Here is an 18,056-nt window from a genome sequence, read left to right as displayed (position 1 = left end):
GTACGAGGACTTCCGCCCGGCACGCCGAGAGCACGCACCAGACGCCGCGAGGCCGCCCTTCGGGCGACGACGGGAATTTGACGACAGGCCCTAGGCGTGTATCGGAAGTGGTTTGAGGGACTGCTGGTTCGTCAGTCCTGGGACAGGGCGGCGAGCCAGCGGTCGTCCTGGAACTCGGCTGGGACTTCGTCCTCCCACGGATCGATCCCACGGCGTTCCAGTTCATCGAACCATCGGTCCCGCTGTGATTCGGGAAGGCGTCGTCCGCACCAGGGGCAGAAGTCGATCGTGATGCTCGATGTGCCGCCGTCGTGGATGATCAGCCCGTACTCCTGGAACTTGGCGCTGAACTTGATCAACGCGTCCGGACAGTCGAAGGGGGCGTCGTGCTGGTCGCAGGGCACGTTCACGCGACGGCTCATCGCCTCGCAGCAGTGGCTGGTCATGGTCTCGGTTTCTCGTTCATCGGCACTCTGCCCAGAAGTAGATCACGGTCTGTGGTGATCACCGGGTGGCACGTGGAGATCTGACAGACGCTCAGTGGACCCGACTGGAGCCGTTGTTGCCCAAGGGGAAGAAGCCGGGGCCTCCGCCGGTACGGACCAGACGGCAGTTGATCGACGGATCTTCAACGGGCTGCAGGCCCAGGCTGACGCCAGGAAGCTCATCACCTGGGACCTCGACATCGACTCCACCGCGTGCCGGGCCCACCAGCACGCTGCTGGGGCGGGAAAAAATACCTCCATGGCTTTCGTCAAGCTGTAACGGGAACGGGTCTCTCCGGTGAACAGAGCAGCCAGTGGTGGCGAAGGCCCCTCGGATGGTCGGGGCGGCTTCCGTCGGCCCCATCGAGGCGACTCCAACCAGCCACAGTCCGCGGGTGATTCGTGAAGCCCGGACGGCGCGGGGCGGGAAGCGCGGAGGCTTCCCGCCCCGCTGATGGCTCGGTGGTGGTCAGGTGCCTGTTGCTGCGGTGTAGCGGGCGGTGACGTCTTCCCAGTTGACCAGGTCCCAGAGCTTGGTGACGTAGTCGGGGCGGACGTTCTTGTACTGCAGGTAGTAGGCGTGTTCCCAGGCGTCGAAGACCAACAGCGGGGTGCTGCCCTGGCCGACGTTGCCGTGGTGGTCGTAGACCTGCTCCACGATCAGGCGCTTGCCGAGGGGCTCCCAGGCGAGCACGCCCCAGCCGGAGCCCTGGACGGACGCGGTGGCGACGGTGAGCTGCTTCTTGAACGCCTCGAAGCCGCCGAGGTGCTCGTCGACGGCGTCGGCGAGGGCACCGTCGGGGCGGTCGCCGCCGTCCGGGGAGAGGTTCTGCCAGAAGATCGAGTGCAGGACGTGGCCGGACAGGTTGAAGGCGAAGGTCTTCTCCAGCCCCACCAGCGAGGTGGGCGTGATCTGGTCCTTGTCCCGGATCTCGGCGATCTGTTCCAGGGTGTCGTTGGCGCCCTTGACGTAGGCGGCGTGGTGCTTGGCGTGGTGCAGTTCCAGGATCTGCCCGGTAATGGCCGGCTCGAGCGCGGCGTAGTCGTAGGGCAGGTCGGGAAGCGCGTAGGTGCCCATCAGGCACGTCCCCTTTCCGGGTGAGTGATCGTCAGGGCACAGCCTATGCCTCTATTGCGAATAGCTTGCAACAACGAAAGATATGCATCAACATGGTCTGCGGCGGGGTCGGCCCGTCATTCTTCGGTGTCCGAGCGCCTTCCGTCCGTCGGCGTGTCCTTCCTGGAGAGTGATCGTCTTCTCACCCGGCGCCCGCCGGTCCCGGCCGGCCCCGCCCCCTCACCGCATGCCGAGGACGTGGAGTTTTGCCGTGCCCTGCCTGATGCCGGACACCGGACCGCAGCGTGTCCTCGCGGCCTCGAACTTCGTCTATACCGTCGGAAGCGGCCTCTACCTCACCGCCGGAGTGCTGTACTTCACCGAAGCGGTCCACCTGCCGACAGGCCATGTGGGGCTCGGGCTCGGCATCGCCGGTCTTCTCGCCCTGGCCCTGGGCGTCACGGTCGGCCATCTGGCCGACCGGCACGGAGCACGCGGCATCTACGCGGCCACCCTGGTGGTCCAGGCGCTGGCCACGGCCTGCTTCGTCCTGGCGAACAGCTTCTGGCCGTTCGTCCTCGCCGTCTGCGCCGCCGCCGCGGCGAAGGCGGCCGGAATCGCCGCCCGCTCCCCGCTCATCAGGCACTACGGAGGCGAGCGGCCGCAGGAGTTCAGGGCCTACCTGCGTGCGGTGACCAACGTCGGCATCTCCCTCGGCGCCGTGCTGGCGGGCTGGGTCATCCAGGTGGGCACGCTCACCGCCTACCAGCTCATGGCCATCGGCAACGCGACCGCCTTCGCGGTCTCCGCGGTGATCCTGGTCCTCCTGCCGCCCGTCGCGCCCGCCCCCACCACCGGCGGCCCTCGCTGGATCGCCCTGCGGGACCGCCCCTATCTGCTGCTGACCGCCCTCGACGGCATCATGGCCATCCAGTTCAAGGTCCTCACCGTGGCCATCCCGCTCTGGATCGTCGGCGCCACCACCACCCCGCACTGGCTCATCTCGGCCACCATGCTCACCGGCACCGTCATCGTCGTCGCCTTCCAGGTACGGGCCAGCCGCAACGTCGATTCCCCCACCGCCGGCGCCCACGCCTACCGCCGGGCAGGCATGGCCTTCCTGATCGCCTGCTCATTGATCTCGCTGTCCGCAGGCATACCGGCGTGGGTCGCCGCAGCCCTGCTCATCACCGCGGTGGTGATCCACACGATCGGCGAACTATGGCACTCCGCCGCGGGCTTCGAGGTCTCCTTCGCCCTCGCCCCGCAGCACGCCACAGGCCAGTACCTGGGCGTGTTCGGTCTCGGCGCCGGACTCGCCGAAGCATTCGGACCAGGACTGCTCATCGCACTCTGCATCACCTGGGGCCGTCCCGGCTGGTATGTCGCGGGTGCCATGTTCGCGCTGACCGGCTTGGCAGCACCACCCGCAGTCCGCTGGGCACAACGCCATCAGCACGCCCCACAGACGCAGCTCATGCCTGCGGAAAAAGCTCCAACTGCCTGATCGAGCCGAGGCGGCAACTCAACTCCGCTCCAGCGAAGCCGAATCAGACCGCCTTCCGAAGCCACCTCACAGCGCCCGGTCTTCACGAATCACCCTCGAACCAGGGCCAGTCGGAGCCGCCTCGCTGGAGCCGACAGAAGCCGCCCCGGCCATCTTTGGACCGCTTCCAGGACGAACCTCGGACGCGGACGAGGTCGAAGGCGCGGACGAGGTACCGGTGACGGCCACGATCGTCCGCGTATTCGGTGACGCTCTCGTGTCCCGCGCGGCCTGCCCAGCAGCGGTGCCGCAGTTCCCAGCTGCGTGCGGACCGACCGATCGACGACCCGTAGTGCGTGCGGACCGGCGAAAACTGACAGATCGCCGACAGGCGACACCGCGTCCTGGCCGAACCGGTGCGGCCAGGGGGCCGGAAAGCGGACGACCGGAGCCGTGGCCGACGACTCGAGTCTCTGCACGACCAGCTCCGTGTCCCCGCGCTGCACGAGCAGCCGCGTGGCGGGCCGCCCCTCCAGACACGGGGCGTCGTCGGCTCTCGAGAAAGCCGGCGGGGCGGCGGTCGTGGTGACCGGTCGAGCAGGCTGCGGCACGAGGACTCCGGCGAGGGGGATGTTTGCCGGCGCCTTACGACAAGCCGAGGACAGCACCGACTCGACGGACGATGCCCTCAGCAAGATCATGGTGCGCGGGGCCCGGGTCGGCAGCGCCCGGGCGAGCACATTCGTCCGTACCCGGCTGAGCACATTCACGTGTACGCCGGTACCGTGCGGCGAACTCGCCGATGCGACGCCGGGTCCATTCTCGGGTGAGGCCATGGCCGAGCAGACGGTCACCTGGGTGTCCGCGAACAGCTCGGGCGTACGGCCGGGAACGCGGTCGGCCGGGAGGCCGGGCAGGTCCCGGTCCTTGTCGATCATGTCGCCTTCCTCGCGTGTCCGTCCTGCGTTGGCGGGGTCCCGGTCGTGATCCCACTCCCCCTGGATCCTCACGTGTCGGGGTGTAGCGCGTCCGTCGCCAACGTGGCCAGACGTGCCGCGCAGCGCGCCCGTCCACCTGTTCGCTAGCCGCTGATACCAGCATGTAGCTATGGTGGTGTGCATGGGAAAGCAGACGAACATCCGGCTGGACGAAACGGTCAAGGCGGCCGCGGAGGACCGGGCCAAGCGCCGGGGTCTGAGCCTGCAGGGGTACGTGGCCGACTTGATCGAGGCCGATGTGAACCAGTCGCGTGCCGCCTTCATGGCCGGCGCGGCGGCGTTCCTGGCCGGGTACACGGAGGCCTTCGAGGCGGAGGTCGGCGAGGACCGGTACCCCGGTCTTCAGGAGGGGCCGGCCGAGAGCGCGCCGAGGGACGCCGCGTGAATCTCCGTATCGATGTCGCCTGGCTCCTGGCAGTGGCGCAGCAGATCCCGGGAGACCCCCAGGTCGTCGACTACGGCGTGCCGGTCGCAGCGGAAGCACGTCATCGTGCGGAGATCCTCGACCACGAGGTTTATCCCGAGCCCCATCACAAGGCTGCCGCGCTGCTGTGCGAACTGGCGAGGAACCCCAGCCTGGAGGTGCGGAATCTTCTGTTCGCGGCCACGGTGACCGCGGCCTACCTGTCGGCATGCGGCCTTCCGGTGGGCCCCGGCCTGGACGCCGTTGTCCCGTTGGCCCGCGCGGCCCGGGACGGACTGCCGGTGCGGGAGGTCGCCGCTCAGATCAAAACCTGGACGAGCTGATCAGGCGGACTCTTCCCGCAGTGCCGTCCCGGGTCAGGATTCCACGTCGCTCACGAGCGTCGGCCGGACGTCCTCAGCGGTGAGCCGTACGGGAACTCCGGGACGTCCTCGCGGCCTGAACGACGGGCCGCGGACTGCCGGGATCCGAGATCAGGTCACCTGATCGTCTGACTTGCCGCTGTCGGGATCTGCCGCCGTCGGGCAGCAGATCCCGGGACGTGTTACCGGGGTTGCGGTGCACCGCAGGGACCATCCGCCGCTCGGGCCGTCTGCAGGCTCGTGCAGGTGGCCGCCACCGTGCTCTGCTGCGGCCAGTGCCCGCACGGACAGTGGATCGCCGGTCTTGGACCAGTGGTCGATCCAGCCGGCCATCCCCAGGACCAGCACACCGGACGGCGCGGTGACGACTCCCAGGTCGACGAAGGTCTCACTCACCCGCCGAGTCAACCAGGTGGCGACCGGACAGCTCCAGGGCCCTCACGGCGCGGCCGTACGGCGGATCACCGGCCTCCTCGTGATCCGACCCGGAGTCGCAAACCATCGCGCTCCCCTCACGAACTACGGTGCTCCGTCACAACTGGGGCCAGTGACCCACAACTTGCTGCCGGTCGCTGCTGTCGCCCGCGCCCGGCACCGACGTGCCGGCGGGACCGCGCGGCGGCCGCCGCGCGCAACACGCGACCCGGCCGCCCGATCCCCGAAGAAGCTCGGCTTCTGCCGGAAGTACTCGGTGCGGCGGTAGGACGGCCGGTCCTTGGCGGTTCTCGTACGGGCAGCCATGGGTCTCACCGTCGCGGGGGCCCGTGCCGGGGGGCGGGCGGGGAGGTGGTCCGTCCGGTGCGGCCTCCGGGCGGGTCGTCCTGTCCGGAATTGCCGTTCCGGTGTCCCGGGGGCGCGGCCCGGGCCGTCCCGGGCGGCGGTACGAGCCCGAAGTGGGCCCAGGCGGCGGGCATCGCGACCCTCCCCCGGGGCGTCCGGGCCAGCAGCCCCTCCCGGACCAGGAACGGCTCGGCGACCTCCTCCACCGTCTCCCGCTCCTCCCCCACGGCGACCGCGAGGGTGGACAGACCGACCGGTCCGCCGCCGAACAGCTTCAGCAGGGCGTGCAGCACGGCCCGGTCCAAGCGGTCCAGGCCACGGCCGTCGACCTCGTAGACCCCCAGGGCCGCGGACGCGATCTGTCGGGTGACCGCTCCGTCCGCTGTGACCTCGGCGTAGTCCCGCACCCGGCGCAGCAGACGGTTGGCGATGCGGGGCGTGCCGCGGGAGCGGCCGGCGATCTCGGCGGCGCCCGCGGGCTCGACCTCCACCTCCAGCAGCCGGGCGGAGCGGTTGATGACGCGCTCCAGTTCGGCCGGGTCGTAGAACTCCATGTGGGCGGTGAAGCCGAAGCGGTCGCGCAGCGGCGGGAGCAGCAGGCCGGCTCTGACGGTGGCGCCGACGAGGGTGAACGGCGGCAGTTCGAGGGACATGGCGGTCGCGTCGAGGCCGGTGCCGACGACGATGTCGACGCGGAAGTCCTCCATCGCCAGGTAGAGCATCTCCTCGGCGGGCCGGGACATCCGGTGGATCTCGTCGAGGAAGAGGACCTCGCCCCCGGTGAGCGAGGTCAGGACCGCCGCCAGGTCCCCGGGGCGCTGGATGGCGGGGCCGGAGGTGATGTGCAGCGGGGCTCCCATCTCCGCGGCGATGATCATCGCCAGGGTGGTCTTGCCGAGCCCCGGGGCACCGGAGAGCAGCACGTGGTCGGCGGTGGTGCTCCGCTGCCGCGCGGCCCTGAGGACGAGGTCGAGCTGCTCGCGGACCCGTACCTGGCCGATGAACCCGTCCAGGTCCTTGGGGCGCAACGCCGCCTCGGTGACCCGGTCCTCGCCGTCGGCGGCGGCCGCGACCGGCCGGTTGACCGGCTCCGCCGCAGTGGGCCGGCCGACGGCGGTCCTGCCCGGGGCCGGCGTCTCGTCCCGGGGCGTGGCGGCGCCGGGGAACATGGTGCCGCCCCGGTCCCCCGGCGTTCGCCTCGCGCCGGAGGGAGGGAGCGGCCGGCTGGTCTTCACGGCCCGGCCGGGGTGCCGTCGAGGAGGACGCGGGGGGCCGGACCGCTCGGGGCCGACGAGGCCGGCCCGGTGGAGCGCCGGCCGGCCGCGGCCGAGTCGAACGGCACGGTGCCGGGTGCGGCCGCTCGGTTCGCCCTGTCCGCCCAGGGCTCCGCCTCCGGGGCCTCCGGCTTCGCCCCGATGCCCAGTTCCTCCCTGGTCTTCTTCTCGATCTCGTCGGTGAGGTCGGGGTGGTCCCTGAGGAAGGTGCGGGCGTTCTCCTTGCCCTGGCCGAGCCGGTCGTCCTCGTACGTGTACCAGGCGCCGGTCTTGCGGACGAGGCCTTGCTGGACGCCCAGGTCGATCAGCTCGCCCTCGTGGCTGATGCCCCGGCCGTAGAGGATGTCGAACTCGGCCTGCCTGAACGGCGGGGCGACCTTGTTCTTGGCCACCTTGACGCGGGTGCGGTTGCCCACCGGCTCGGTGCCGTCCTTGAGGGTCTCGATCCGGCGGATGTCCAGGCGGACCGAGGCGTAGAACTTCAGGGCGCGGCCACCGGTCGTGGTCTCCGGCGAGCCGAAGACCACGCCGATCTTCTCGCGCAGCTGGTTGATGAAGATCATCGTGGTTCCGGAGTGGCTCAGCGCGCCGGAGATCTTCCGAAGCGCCTGGCTCATCAGCCGGGCCTGCAGGCCGACGTGCGGGTCGCCCATCTCGCCCTCGATCTCCGCGCGCGGCACCAGCGCGGCGACGGAGTCGATGACGATGAGGCCCAGGGCGCCGGAGTGGATGAGGGTGTCGGCGATCTGCAGGGCCTGTTCACCGTTGTCCGGCTGGCAGACCAGCAGGGTGTCGGTGTCGACGCCGAGCCGCTTGGCGTACTCGAGGTCGAGGCCGTACTCGGCGTCGATGAACGCCGCGGTCCTGCCTGCCTTCTGCGCGTTGGCCATGGCGTGCAGGGCCAGGGTCGTCTTGCCGGAGGACTCCGGGCCGTAGATCTCCACCACGCGGCCGCGCGGCAGGCCGCCGACTCCGAGGGCGAGATCCAGGGCGATCGAGCCGGTGGGGATGACCTCGACGGGGCCCCCCGGCTCATCGCCCAGGCGCATCACCGAGCCCGCGCCGAACTGTTTTTCGATCTGGGCGAGGGCGAGTTTGAGCGCTTCCTCGCGGTCCTGTTCCTTCATGGGGTCCGCCTCGGATGGGTGCGGTGTGTGGTCGCGGCCGGCGCACGGGTGCGCCGGCCCGTCAGAAGGGCTCCGTCTCCTTGCGGAGGGCATGCTGTCCGCCCTCGGCGGGGACCGGCCGCTCGCCGCCGCCGGGCCGGGTGAACGGGTCCTCGGCGGGAGGACGGGGGCCTCCGCGGGAACCGGCGGGGGCGGCGGTGTACGGGGGTTTGGTGATCGTCACGGCGGCGAACCGCAGCGACGGGCCGATCTCGTCGGCCTCCAGCTCGATGACGGTCCGCCTCTCGCCCTCCCGGGTCTCGTACGTCCGCTGGCGCAGCCGCCCCTGGACGATGACGCGGGTGCCGCGGGTCAGGGACTCGGCGGCGTGCTCCGCTTCCTGCCGCCAGACCGAGCAGCGCAGGAACAGCGTCTCGGCGTCCCGCCATTCGTTGCTCTGCCGGTCGAAGGTGCGGGGCGTGGACGCGACGGTGAAGTGCGCGACCGTGTCGCCGGACGGGGTGAGGCGCAGCTCGGGGTCGTCGGTCAGGTTGCCGACGACGGTGATGACGGTTTCACCGACCATGGCGGTTTTCCTCTCGTGCGACGGGTGGTTCCTCACCCGTGCCGGTTCGAGTTCGACGGGCAGCCTCGTACCGGTGGTGAGGGTGCCCGGAGGGGAGGCTGCGCCGCTCCGGCCAGGTGTGAGGGGTGAGCTGGGCGGCGCGGGTCTCCAGGGGGTCGCGGTGGCGAGGGGTGGCAGGGCTCCGGTACGCGGCTTTTCCCCGAGTCGGGGCGATCACCGGGTTCGCCTCGTTTCCCCCTCCTGTCTCGGCCCGGGCTCGGCGAGCCCGGCCGCGAGGAGCCGTGCCTGGTGGGCAGGGGACCTCCGCAGCGGGATTCCGAGCCGGGGGACGGTGCAGGGACGGCCTGCGGCGGCCCCGCACCAGGGACAGGGCACGCGGAGGGACCGGGCACGCGCGTCGCGCTTCGAGCCGTTGAGGTGGGAGGGCCGACTGCCCGGAGCGGCGGGTGTGCGCCGAACTCGCTGTCCTGAGGCGATCGCGGTCACCAGCGCGAGGAGTTCCGCACGATAACGGCGCGGGTCGTCAGGGTCGCTGTCCGGAAGTGGCAGCGGGTTGCGGGCGAGCCGCTCCTCCCGGATCGCGCGCACCTCGGCGCGGATGTCGGCGGCGGCGATATCGGACCGCTGCCTGCCCAGCCGGATCACAGCCGCCCGTACATCGGCGACGTCCAGGTCGGCGAGCAGCAGGTGCCAGGCGTCCGTCGTGGTGTCTTCCAGGTGCATCGACGGGCACATCGCCGCGACCAGGGCGACGAGCTGGGCCGTCTCGGCTGGCAGCATGCGCTCTTCCCTTCCGCGGGGGAACGTCCCGGCTGACGCCGGTGCGCCGCTTCCCGCCGCATCCGCCGGCTGCTGGTACACGTACAGGACGGCCCCGCAGGCGCACCGCAGCCGCTTGTCGTCCTCGAACGTCCAGCGGCCACAATCGAGGTGACCGATTTGGGAGACCAGGAACCACACCGTGTCGAGCGTGCCCCGGTCGGGGTGGGCGACGACAGCGGTCATGGATCCTCGCCTCCCTCGAGGGGGAGCAGACGGCGCAGGTCGAGCGTGCCGATGTGCAAGGCGCGGGCGATCCGTTCCCGCCCGCCGGGCAGGGGACGCAGGCTGAACGACCGCGGTTCGGAGGCCGACAGCACACCCAGCCCCGGGATCGCCTCGCCGGTGTACGGGTCGACGACCGGCTCGAGGCATGTCAGCCGGGCGAGAAGTTGCCGCTGCCAACTGGGGCGCACCCGGACCAGCGTCTCCACCTCGCCGGGGTGGTTTTCGGTCACCCAGGCGGTGAAGGCCTCTTCGTCGGCGACCACGACCGTCGGTTCGGGGTCGACGAGGGTGATGGTGGCGACCGGTGTGTCGTCCGGCAGGGCCACCCGGACCGACTTCAGGTTCAGCTCGGCACGGGCCGCGCGCAGCCCCTCGAGGACCTCGTGGCGCTCGGTCTGGTACTCGACGTCGACGGCGTCGCGCAGCACCCGGAGCACGGCGACCCGGGTGGCGTGCTCCTTGAGGCTCATGCGGACTTGTCCTTCCGCTCGGTCCCGTTCGCCCGCCTGGTCCCGGCCCCGGACTCGACGTCCTCGGCAACCCTGTTCCTCGCCGCCTCGGTGCCGTAGCGCACTATCAGCTGGCCGAGCGTGTGGGTCTCCCCGGTGTCGTCCAGGACGGCGGCGCCGAGCAGGTTGTGCCGACGGGCCTTCTCGTACAAGTCGCGCAGTTCCTCGTGGCCGGCGCCCGGCGCGGTGGCCGCCGTGACGTAGTCGGAAACGGAGGGGACGGGCTTGCCGGCCTCCAGCCAGTCGAGGACGGCCTCGGCGAACTCCGGGCCCGGCCTGTGGAGCACCGTCCCGGACAGCGTCTTCGCCCGGGACTTGGAGATCACCAGGGCGTTCTCGTGGTCGAGATCGCCGACGATGTCGAATTCGTACTCGATGCCCTCCCGCTGCTCGGGCTTGAGCCCGATCTTGCGCGGCACCTTGCGGCCGCGCTCGTCGGCCTCCACGACGTACTCGGTCTTGGTGCGCATGGTGACGATGAGGTGACCGGGGTAGGCGAGCAGGGCGTCGATCATCGCCCGCTCCTGGGGGCGGGCCTCCTTCCAGCCGGCGAAGTTGCCGCCCGCCCCGAGGCGCTTGGCCGCGTTGTCGACCTGCTCCAGCATCCCGCCGGTGCCGGACCAGAAGTGACTCAGGGAATCGACGATCATGACGTCGTAGCCCTCGTGGGCGGCCACCGCGAGCGCGTCGACGAGGGTGGCGGGCTGGAACGTCGTGAGCGGGAGGGTGTCGAAGGCGAACTCGTCGGCGTACTTGGCGGCGCTGCCGTGCTCGGTGTCGATCAGGGCGACCCGCTCGCCGAGCCCGGCGGCGGTGACCAGGGCGGTGTAGGTCTTGCCCGATCCGGTGGGACCGGCGAGCGCGATGCGGGCCTTGGCCTGTTCCTTGGTGGCGGTGGTGAAGGTGAGGTTCACGCCGTTCTCCTGGCGTCTGCGACGGCGGTTCCGGGTGGGCCTGGCCGGCAGGGGACGTGGTCCTCGTCCGGCAGGACGTGCCCCCGCGTGGCCGTCGCTCGGATCGAATATGTATTCGAATTGCTGTCTGCACTCAGACTAGGCGCCTCGGAAGTAACAATCCACCCTTTTTCGCAAGAAAAATACAGGAAAGGGGGAAATGTCAGCATCGAGGCGTATAATGCCCCCGCACGCATGCGGGCATCGGGCGCCTCCGGTCTCAGCCGACGTCAGCGGCCCGGCGTTCGCCCTCCCCCGCGGCCGGGTCCGTGGTGACGGCCAGGAAACAAGAAGTCACCTCATCCGGTGAGTCGGCGGTGGCGGATGAAGGTGCGGGCGATGGCGGCGAAGGCGAGGAAGCGGTCGGCTTTGCGTTCGTAGCGGCGGTGGAGTCTGCCCCGTCCGGTGTCCCTTGAGCCAAGGGTCAAGGACGGCTCCGACGTCGTGATCACACCAGCCGCACGGTGATCATTTCGGTGTGGACAACAGGGCTGGCCCGGCCGTCAGGGTTTCGGGATGAAGGCACTCGCCCGCACGCGCATGGCCAAGTCCATGCACGAGGCCGACTGGTCGGCGTTCGTTGCGATGCTGGAGTACAAGGCCGCCCGGTACAAACGGCAGTTCACCCGGATCGGCCGCTTCGAAACAGCGCGGCGAAGCGGGAACCCACCCGAAGCGACCCGCACCGCTGGCGTGGGAGCAGATCGGAACCGCTCGGGGTGACTGCCGATCTTGCAGAACCGAGCAAAGCGGCCCGCTGCGGGAAGCCCTGTGGCCAGCACGTCGGCCTGTTCGCCCGCCCCGGCCGACCGAAACGCGTTCAGCAGCACGGCCACCGCGCCCGGGTCATCGAGGGCGATGTGTGCGGCGGCACGTGCCGCCAGGCCGTGTATCGAAAGTGGATCAAGGTGAGGAGGTGGCTGTGTTCAGGGCTAGGCTCACCGGTCTGGTGTCGACCCGAGGAGACGGACGAGTTGGCTGCTGTGGTGCTTGTTCACGGCCTGTATCACCGTCCCGAGCACTTTGCGGTGGTGGCGGAACGGTTACGGACCGACGGAACCAAGGTTGCCGTACCCGAGCTCCACCGCGGCTCTTTGGCCGCTGACACCGCCGCCGTCCAAGCCGTCATCGACGCCTTGCCCGAGCCCCGGGTCGTCCTTGGCCATTCCTACGGAGGGTCGGTGATCACAGGGGTCCGCGGAGCAGCACACCTGGTCTACCTGGCAGCATTCGTACTCGATGCCGGCGAGAGCGCGGCCAGTCTGGGCGGTGCGTCCCAACAGCTCAAGGACGCCATCGTCGCCGAGCCGGACGGCTCGACCACCCTGCACCCCGGCCTGGCCGTCGACACACTCTATGGCGACTGCCCTGGCCCCCTCGCCGCGCAGGCGGTCGGCCTGCTGCGTGCACAAGCCCCGGGCTGCGGACGTGGAGTACCCCAGCACCACAGCTGGAAGAAGACTCCCTCGACCTACGTCATCTGCGCACAGGACCGCGCCATCGACCCTGGCCTCCAGCGGACCATGGCCTCGCGCTGCACCGACGTGCGCGAATGGCAGACAGGCCACTCCCCGTTCGTGGGGCAGCCTGACCTCACCGTGGAACTCCTGCGAGAACTGCTCCCCACCCGCATCGCGCCCAGCCGGAACCAGGTAGTCACAATCACTCGTTGATCACTGCAATCAGAACCGTCCCCTCGTATCGGACCGCCGGCCCCCAACCGTTGCCGGGTCGCCGATTTCACCCACGTCGCCACCTTCGCCGGCGTTGTCCACGTCGCCTCCGTCGTGGACACCTTCTCCCGCCGCGTCGTCGGCTGGTCCGCGGCCACCCCGAAGGAGACACGCCTCGTCCCGGACGCCCCGGAGATGGCCCCGTGGCAGCGCGACCGAGACCAACGCCCTTACAAGGAAGGCGAGTTGATACATCACAGCGATGCCGGGTCGCAGGGCGGATTCAACTGGTCGTCGCAACACCTCGTACGCATGGAGGTGTTGGATGGCGCGTCGTCAGCAGGCAGCGGAACTGTCGCTGACGCTTACGACAACTCCCTGACGGAGTCCGCGATCGGCCTGTTCAAAACCGAGCCGATCAAGCCCCGCCGCCCATGGAAGACATGGTCCGAGGTCGAACCGGCCGCCGTCGAGTGGGTCGACTGGTATTGCCACCGCCGACTCCACGGTGAGATCGGGCACATGCCGCCCGTCGAATACGAGACCAACCACTACCGCGAGACCGCAAAACACCAGGTCGCAGTCAAGACCTAGAGTCTCGATCAAACCCGGAACGGTTCACCCTGAGCGGGCCCTGGTCGCAGCGGCCGGGGATGCGGTCATCACGCTCGTCGGCCACTACGAGGACGAAGACGCCGCGGGCAGTAGCGATGTTCCTTGATGAGCTGCGCGTCGTCCTGGAGCCGCCCGCGGCGCCTCCGCGACGGCGGTTCCTGCGCAGGGGCAACAGCACGGACTGCGGACTGCCTCTTTGATGTGATGACAACCGATGCAGCGCGGAAACTTTGGTTTACATTGGCATTTTCGTAAACTAGAGTTGTCGCATGACGGTCCCTGAGATCACCCCGGAAGAGCAGGCAGAACTCGACAAGGCCCTGTACGACGCCTTGAACCCCCTGGCCTCGGCCATCCGCTCCCGGGAGACCGGGTTGTCCGCCGCCCGTATGTGGGACGCGAGTCCCATCGAAGTGGCACTGTCCGTCCTGGCCGCGTGGAAGGTGCTGGACGGCGAGGTCAAGCGGCTCACGGAGCGGGCGGCCGTGACCGCCGGCTCCTACGGCGCGAGCTATGAGCAGTTGGGGGCCGTCTGGGGCATCACCCGGCAGGGTGCCCGCAAGAAATGGCCCGACGCCGTCAGCCGCCCAGCACCCGCGACAGCGGGCAAGAGCACGCTTGCGCTGTTCGGAGGAACCGCCGAGCTGGCGCAGTCGCCTTCCGGCGGTTGGGGCTGGACCGGCCAAGGCGCCGATGGAGCATCCGGAGCGGCCGCCGACGGGGCACCGTACGCGACTGCAGAGGAAGCGGCGGCCCACGCGGGTGCGTTCCTCAAAGAACACGCCCTCGGCATCGGCGATCAGCCCTAAAACTTCTCTCGCGGGTCGCCTGCGGGCCCGGACGAGGATGACGGCGAGGTGGAGTGCGGTCAGGAAGGCAGTTCCAGGCAGGTACCTCTCGGCCAGGCGGGGTGCCGTTGACGAGCGGCGAACCAACCGACAAGTAACCCGCCAGTAGCTTTCGGATCGAAGGTTGGACACCCGAGGACCCCGGCGGTGTCGCCGGGGTCCTCGCCGTCGGATCACGCAGCTGACGCCTTGGGCGGGAGTTCGATGTCGAGCCACGTGATGAAGGCGAGCGCGGGGCCGCCGAAGTGTTCGCGGACGCGGGCCTGGATGGCGCGGAGTTCGTGGCCGGGGCCAAAGTCGTGAGTGATGGTCTCGCCGCAGCCGCACGCGCAGTCGCGGGCGATGACCTTCGGGTTGAGGAGCCAGACGCCGCGGTCGGCCTCCAGGGCCTCGGCCTCGGTCATGCGCGGGAAGTAGTCGATCGCGCTGCGTCCGAGCACATCGTTGGTCACCTGTTCGTAGTCGCCGAGCCTGGCCCGGATCGCCATCCTTGCCCCTCCCACTTCCTTCGCCGGCACACCTTCTGACGGCAACAACTGACGCCACCGAGCCCGGCCTCGCGGACGTATGTGCAGGGGCTGATGAAGCAGGTCGAGCCGGACCAGCAGTGGGGAGTGTCGGCCGCCGTCGAGGGCAACTCCTGGGCGCTGAAGAACGGTTGGCTGGCGCGCAGTACGACGGGTCTGTGGGACGTGGACGGTGAGAACCGATAAATGATCCGGCTTCCGGCGCCAAGTGATCTAGGCTTCAAGGAACTTGACGATGAGCAGGCCGGACGATGGCGTTCCCTTTACCGTTTTCGCTGTGCGCCTCGGGTCCGGCCACGGAAGGAGCGCAGTGCCTCCCGTACGCCCGAATCGCCGTTCCCTCATGGCCGGTGGCCTCGCAGTGGCCGCCGCAGCCGCCGTTCCCCTGTCGGTGTCCACGCCCGCAGTGGCGGCCGGTCTCATCCCCATCCGGCTGGCCGGGCCGACCGGTCCTTCGCCGGTGGGCGCCGTAGAACTGCACCTGGTCGACCCGTCGCGGACCGACCCCTGGTCGGGGCAGCCGCGCGAGGTGATGGTGACCGTGACGTACCCGGCCGCCGACGTGCGTGACCGCGTGATGCTGCCCTGGCTGCCGTCTGGTGCCGAGCGGGCCCTGAAGGCCCGCTTCGGGGGCGCGGTGGACGGCTACGCGCTCCCGGAGACCCACAGCGCGGACCGCGCGCCGGTCCGGCCCGGCCGTCGGCCGGTGCTGCTCCACTCGCCGGGATACAACTCGGACCGCACGTTCAACACGCTGGTCATCGAGGAACTGGCGTCCTGGGGCTACGTCGTGGTCGCGGTCGACCATCCCCACGACTCGGGCGAGGTGGAGTTCCCGGACGGCCGCGTGGTCGTCAACCGCCCCGACGACGCGAGCCACGAGGCCCGCACGGCCGCGGTCGCGGTGCGCGCCGCCGATCTGCGGTTCGTCCTCGACCAGCTGACCGTGCTGGAGCGGGGCGGCAACCCCGACGCCGAGGGGCGTCCGCTCCCGCGCGGGCTGCGCGGGACGCTGGACCTCACGCGGGTCGGCGCTTTCGGGCACTCCCGGGGCGGCGCCGCGTCGGCGGCGGTGATGCATCTGGACGAGCGGGTGCGGGTCGGCGTCGATCTGGACGGCGCGCTGTACGGGCCGGTGGTCGAGCACGGTCTCGACCGGCCGTTCCTGTTGATGGACACGGCGGTCCACGACGGGCTGAACAAAGACGGGTCCTGGCCGCCGTTCTGGGCGCACCTGAGCGACTGGCACCGCTGTCTGCGGCTCGCGGACGCCGACCACAACTGCTTCACCGACATCGTGGCCATCGCCCCGCAGGTCCCCGAGCCGGTGCGCAAGACGCTGCAGATCGGCGCGATCCCCGCCGACCGGGCGGTGGCTGCCGTACGGGCGACCGTGCGGGCCTTCTTCGATCTCCAGCTGCGCGGCCGCCCGGGCGCCGGGCATCTGCTGTGGGGGGCTTCGCCGCGCTACCCCGAGGTCAAGTACATCGCCGGATAGCGACCGGCGCCGGACGCCCTCAGGCCGTCTGCCTGCGGCCCCGCCGCAGGCAGACGCCCGCCACCAGCACCCCGGCCGGGCGGGCCCGTCAAGGGCAGACAGTCCGGCACTCGCACCAGGTCCGCCCGCCCCGATGCGCAGTTTCACGGATATGCGTGCCGGTGTACATCGGCGTCTCTACCGTCCAGCCCGAATGGCGATCAACGGGGGTGACGAAAGGGGCTGATGTGGGGCGGAATCTGGGTCTGGGCGGGGTGGTGGACCATTTACTTGTCGGTTGGTTCGCCGCTCGTCAACGGCACCCCTACGACCGCCGGCGTGACGGCGGTGAACGCCACACCGCCGCCCTTCGGAACCTGTTCAGCAAGCTCCTCGGCTGCCTCTGCCTCTGCCGCTGCCCGCGAGCCGGCACGCTCTACGGCACCGAACACGCCTTCGCCGGCCCCGCCACCTTGGCCGCACGGCCGTCCACGGCGCAGTCGGAACCGCGTCAAAGAGGTCAGCCCACCCAAGAGGCGGGGAGGTCCGTGTGGATGATCTCAAGATCGGCGACCGCGTGACCGCGCGCATGGACCCAGCAGTGATCCTGCAAGCCGTCCCCGCGCAGCAATCGGCCAGGAGCGGCATACCAGCGTACAAAACCCCAGGCCTGCGAGCGGTCGGTCACCCCGCCCTCCAGCGCCACCGACACATCAGGACCATCCACGATGATCTTGTTGCAGTGGAGCGCAGGTGTCAGCCCAGGGCGAGCCATCGGATGGCGAGCTGTTCGATCTGCGCGGTCTCCGTTTCGTCCAACGGCTCGCGGCCGGTGGCTTTGCGCAAGAAGTGCGTCTGGCTCCAACCCAATTTGTCGGCGGCCGCCATCTGCTCCGCGCCGAGAAGTAGCTCCAGCACGACGTCACCGGCTGACGAGGTGAGCCAGGGTTCGCGTCCGAGTGCATCGGCCAGGTCGAGGCCGTGGACGGCGACTTCGACGACTCGGGTGAGCAGAAACTCCGACAAGAGCATGGCGTCACCATGACGTGTCCAGACGGTACGGCCGGCCGGCTGGACCCGGCACAACCGGTCGACCCGCTGCCAGGTCGCGGTGAAATCCTCGGCGAAGGCGGCACCATCAGCCGGCTCTGCCGCTCGGTCCTGAGCCAGAGCGATCCGGGCACTGTTGGTCCGGGGTGAAAAGCGGTCGTCCGGGCGGTAGTAATCCGCAGCGGAAATCGTGGCCGTACCCGGGGCCGGCGCGTCCAGCATGCCCGGAAGCCAATCGATCACGACACACACGTGCCCGAGCAGGTCGCGTACGGTCCACGGGGTGCAGCGTGTCGGGAGGCTCCACCCAGCTTCGGACAGTCCTGATACGGCATCAGTGAGCGCCCCGGATTCTTGGCGAAACGCTTCGAGCACGCGATCTTGATTCATGCCGGTGACGCTACCGACCGGACGCCTTCGGGCACCCGGTTGGTCATGACCTGGAGGCCAGCAGCAGGAGCGCTGCCGTGCCGGTGGCTTCGGGCTCGTCGTCGTCCACGACGGCGAACCCCTGCGCGGCGAACGTCTCGCTGACGAAGTACAGCACCCTCGCGCCGCACTTGTCGGCGAGGTCGATGAAGTCTGCCGCGCCGACCTCATCACCCGTCAGAGGAGAAGGCCGAGGCCGTCCGTGCCGCACTCGGCACGTAAGGGCTGCGCGCGGGGGGGCCGCCCCGGTGTAGCGCGGGGGGGGGGGACGCCGGGGGGGGGGGGGCCGCCGCGGGGCGCGCCGGCCCCCCCACAACAACGCCGCAGACGTGCGTGCCACACCCCACGTCTCCGCCGTGATCGCCCGGAC

General features: G+C 70.0%; 20 protein-coding genes and 3 pseudogenes. 10 read left to right on the top strand and 13 right to left on the bottom strand.

The genetic code is table 11. From position 1 onward, the window contains the following. Positions 1-131: 131 nt before the first annotated feature. Positions 132-446, bottom strand: a complete 315-nt coding sequence (locus ACFW6B_RS36605; RefSeq protein WP_386603315.1) for a DUF6980 family protein — start codon at positions 444-446, stop codon at positions 132-134. Positions 447-511: 65 nt separating this feature from the next. Here ACFW6B_RS36605 and ACFW6B_RS36600 point away from each other — a divergent pair. Beyond that, positions 512-738: pseudogene (locus ACFW6B_RS36600) on the top strand (IS5/IS1182 family transposase); the annotation flags it as partial. A gap of 216 nt (positions 739-954) precedes the next feature. Here the strand turns inward: ACFW6B_RS36600 and ACFW6B_RS36595 are convergent. After that, a complete protein-coding gene (locus ACFW6B_RS36595) occupies positions 955-1,563 on the bottom strand; it encodes a superoxide dismutase (protein WP_386603313.1) in 609 nt (202 codons plus the stop codon). A gap of 250 nt (positions 1,564-1,813) precedes the next feature. On the opposite strand from ACFW6B_RS36595, the gene ACFW6B_RS36590 reads away from it, so the two are divergent. The 3 genes from ACFW6B_RS36590 to ACFW6B_RS36580 all read left to right on the top strand — a co-directional run bounded on the left by ACFW6B_RS36590 (position 1,814) and on the right by ACFW6B_RS36580 (position 4,773). Beyond that, positions 1,814-3,049, top strand: coding sequence for an MFS transporter (locus tag ACFW6B_RS36590; RefSeq protein WP_386603311.1), 1,236 nt, complete (start codon positions 1,814-1,816; stop codon positions 3,047-3,049). Positions 3,050-4,147: 1,098 nt separating this feature from the next. Next, positions 4,148-4,411, top strand: a complete 264-nt coding sequence (locus ACFW6B_RS36585) for a hypothetical protein (protein ID WP_386603309.1) — start codon at positions 4,148-4,150, stop codon at positions 4,409-4,411. Further along, complete coding sequence (locus tag ACFW6B_RS36580) at positions 4,408-4,773, top strand: hypothetical protein (protein ID WP_386603306.1); 366 nt, start codon at positions 4,408-4,410, stop codon at positions 4,771-4,773. The genes ACFW6B_RS36585 and ACFW6B_RS36580 overlap by 4 nt, the downstream gene beginning before the upstream one ends. A gap of 150 nt (positions 4,774-4,923) precedes the next feature. Here the strand turns inward: ACFW6B_RS36580 and ACFW6B_RS36575 are convergent, their stop codons facing one another. From ACFW6B_RS36575 to ACFW6B_RS36540, 8 genes and pseudogenes are all read right to left on the bottom strand, one after another. Beyond that, complete coding sequence (locus tag ACFW6B_RS36575; protein ID WP_386603304.1) at positions 4,924-5,208, bottom strand: hypothetical protein; 285 nt, start codon at positions 5,206-5,208, stop codon at positions 4,924-4,926. Positions 5,209-5,558: 350 nt separating this feature from the next. Then, complete coding sequence (gene ruvB, locus ACFW6B_RS36570; RefSeq protein WP_386603303.1) at positions 5,559-6,761, bottom strand: Holliday junction branch migration DNA helicase RuvB; 1,203 nt, start codon at positions 6,759-6,761, stop codon at positions 5,559-5,561. Positions 6,762-6,823: 62 nt separating this feature from the next. Further along, on the bottom strand, positions 6,824-7,993 hold the full coding sequence (gene recA / locus ACFW6B_RS36565) for a recombinase RecA (RefSeq protein ID WP_386603300.1): 1,170 nt from the start codon (positions 7,991-7,993) through the stop codon (positions 6,824-6,826). Positions 7,994-8,054: 61 nt separating this feature from the next. After that, the gene (locus ACFW6B_RS36560; protein WP_386603298.1) at positions 8,055-8,558 is read right to left on the bottom strand and encodes a single-stranded DNA-binding protein; all 504 of its coding nucleotides are present in this window, start codon (positions 8,556-8,558) and stop codon (positions 8,055-8,057) included. Between the two features lie 213 nt (positions 8,559-8,771). Further along, on the bottom strand, positions 8,772-9,563 hold the full coding sequence (locus ACFW6B_RS36555) for a hypothetical protein (RefSeq protein ID WP_386603296.1): 792 nt from the start codon (positions 9,561-9,563) through the stop codon (positions 8,772-8,774). Next, on the bottom strand, positions 9,560-10,075 hold the full coding sequence (locus ACFW6B_RS36550; protein WP_386603293.1) for a hypothetical protein: 516 nt from the start codon (positions 10,073-10,075) through the stop codon (positions 9,560-9,562). Before ACFW6B_RS36550 ends, ACFW6B_RS36555 begins: the two co-directional genes overlap by 4 nt. Continuing rightward, positions 10,072-11,028, bottom strand: a complete 957-nt coding sequence (locus ACFW6B_RS36545) for an ATP-binding protein (protein ID WP_386603291.1) — start codon at positions 11,026-11,028, stop codon at positions 10,072-10,074. Before ACFW6B_RS36545 ends, ACFW6B_RS36550 begins: the two co-directional genes overlap by 4 nt. Positions 11,029-11,366: 338 nt before the next feature. Then, positions 11,367-11,474 (bottom strand): annotated as a pseudogene (locus ACFW6B_RS36540) (IS5/IS1182 family transposase); the annotation flags it as partial. Between the two features lie 112 nt (positions 11,475-11,586). Between ACFW6B_RS36540 and ACFW6B_RS36535 the strand changes: the two are divergent. The 4 genes and pseudogenes from ACFW6B_RS36535 to ACFW6B_RS36520 form a co-directional block, all read left to right on the top strand. Next, positions 11,587-11,790: pseudogene (locus ACFW6B_RS36535) on the top strand (hypothetical protein); the annotation flags it as partial. A gap of 251 nt (positions 11,791-12,041) precedes the next feature. After that, entirely contained in the window at positions 12,042-12,740 is a 699-nt protein-coding gene (locus tag ACFW6B_RS36530; RefSeq protein ID WP_386603289.1) for an alpha/beta fold hydrolase, read from the top strand. Between the two features lie 3 nt (positions 12,741-12,743). Next, entirely contained in the window at positions 12,744-13,334 is a 591-nt protein-coding gene (locus tag ACFW6B_RS36525) for a DDE-type integrase/transposase/recombinase (RefSeq protein ID WP_386603324.1), read from the top strand. 290 nt (positions 13,335-13,624) lie between these two features. After that, positions 13,625-14,164 (top strand): hypothetical protein, encoded by a 540-nt coding sequence (locus ACFW6B_RS36520; RefSeq protein WP_386603287.1) that lies wholly within the window; start codon positions 13,625-13,627, stop codon positions 14,162-14,164. Between the two features lie 212 nt (positions 14,165-14,376). On the opposite strand, the gene ACFW6B_RS36515 is transcribed toward ACFW6B_RS36520, so the two are convergent. Further along, a complete protein-coding gene (locus tag ACFW6B_RS36515) occupies positions 14,377-14,691 on the bottom strand; it encodes a hypothetical protein (protein ID WP_386603285.1) in 315 nt (104 codons plus the stop codon). 93 nt (positions 14,692-14,784) lie between these two features. Here ACFW6B_RS36515 and ACFW6B_RS36510 point away from each other — a divergent pair, with 93 nt between their 5' ends. Together ACFW6B_RS36510 and ACFW6B_RS36505 are read left to right on the top strand one after the other, a co-directional pair. Then, positions 14,785-14,916, top strand: a complete 132-nt coding sequence (locus ACFW6B_RS36510; RefSeq protein ID WP_386603283.1) for a hypothetical protein — start codon at positions 14,785-14,787, stop codon at positions 14,914-14,916. A 157-nt stretch (positions 14,917-15,073) separates the two neighbouring features. Beyond that, a complete protein-coding gene (locus ACFW6B_RS36505; RefSeq protein ID WP_386603281.1) occupies positions 15,074-16,228 on the top strand; it encodes an alpha/beta hydrolase family protein in 1,155 nt (384 codons plus the stop codon). A 499-nt stretch (positions 16,229-16,727) separates the two neighbouring features. On the opposite strand, the gene ACFW6B_RS36500 is transcribed toward ACFW6B_RS36505, so the two are convergent. Continuing rightward, on the bottom strand, positions 16,728-16,919 hold the full coding sequence (locus ACFW6B_RS36500; protein WP_386603279.1) for a hypothetical protein: 192 nt from the start codon (positions 16,917-16,919) through the stop codon (positions 16,728-16,730). Between the two features lie 44 nt (positions 16,920-16,963). Next, complete coding sequence (locus ACFW6B_RS36495) at positions 16,964-17,647, bottom strand: maleylpyruvate isomerase family mycothiol-dependent enzyme (protein ID WP_386603276.1); 684 nt, start codon at positions 17,645-17,647, stop codon at positions 16,964-16,966. Positions 17,648-18,056 lie beyond the last annotated feature (409 nt).

Source organism: Streptomyces sp. NPDC058751 (assembly GCF_042746485.1).
Classification (GTDB): domain Bacteria; phylum Actinomycetota; class Actinomycetes; order Streptomycetales; family Streptomycetaceae; genus Streptomyces.
The sequence above is the reverse complement of the archived record's forward strand: the minus strand, read 5'-3'. Positions and strand labels throughout refer to the sequence as shown.

Coding starts and splice junctions, on each gene's coding strand:
- ACFW6B_RS36510 (WP_386603283.1), top strand. CDS start 14,785: ATGAAGCAGGTCGAGCCGGACCAGCAGTGGGGAGTGTCGGCCGCCGTC.
- ACFW6B_RS36595 (WP_386603313.1), bottom strand. CDS start 1,563: ATGGGCACCTACGCGCTTCCCGACCTGCCCTACGACTACGCCGCGCTC.
- ACFW6B_RS36505 (WP_386603281.1), top strand. CDS start 15,074: ATGGCCGGTGGCCTCGCAGTGGCCGCCGCAGCCGCCGTTCCCCTGTCG.
- ACFW6B_RS36555 (WP_386603296.1), bottom strand. CDS start 9,563: ATGACCGCTGTCGTCGCCCACCCCGACCGGGGCACGCTCGACACGGTG.
- ACFW6B_RS36560 (WP_386603298.1), bottom strand. CDS start 8,558: ATGGTCGGTGAAACCGTCATCACCGTCGTCGGCAACCTGACCGACGAC.
- recA (WP_386603300.1), bottom strand. CDS start 7,993: ATGAAGGAACAGGACCGCGAGGAAGCGCTCAAACTCGCCCTCGCCCAG.
- ACFW6B_RS36495 (WP_386603276.1), bottom strand. CDS start 17,647: ATGAATCAAGATCGCGTGCTCGAAGCGTTTCGCCAAGAATCCGGGGCG.
- ACFW6B_RS36585 (WP_386603309.1), top strand. CDS start 4,148: ATGGGAAAGCAGACGAACATCCGGCTGGACGAAACGGTCAAGGCGGCC.
- ACFW6B_RS36550 (WP_386603293.1), bottom strand. CDS start 10,075: ATGAGCCTCAAGGAGCACGCCACCCGGGTCGCCGTGCTCCGGGTGCTG.
- ACFW6B_RS36515 (WP_386603285.1), bottom strand. CDS start 14,691: ATGGCGATCCGGGCCAGGCTCGGCGACTACGAACAGGTGACCAACGAT.
- ACFW6B_RS36520 (WP_386603287.1), top strand. CDS start 13,625: ATGACGGTCCCTGAGATCACCCCGGAAGAGCAGGCAGAACTCGACAAG.
- ACFW6B_RS36605 (WP_386603315.1), bottom strand. CDS start 446: ATGACCAGCCACTGCTGCGAGGCGATGAGCCGTCGCGTGAACGTGCCC.
- ruvB (WP_386603303.1), bottom strand. CDS start 6,761: ATGTTCCCCGGCGCCGCCACGCCCCGGGACGAGACGCCGGCCCCGGGC.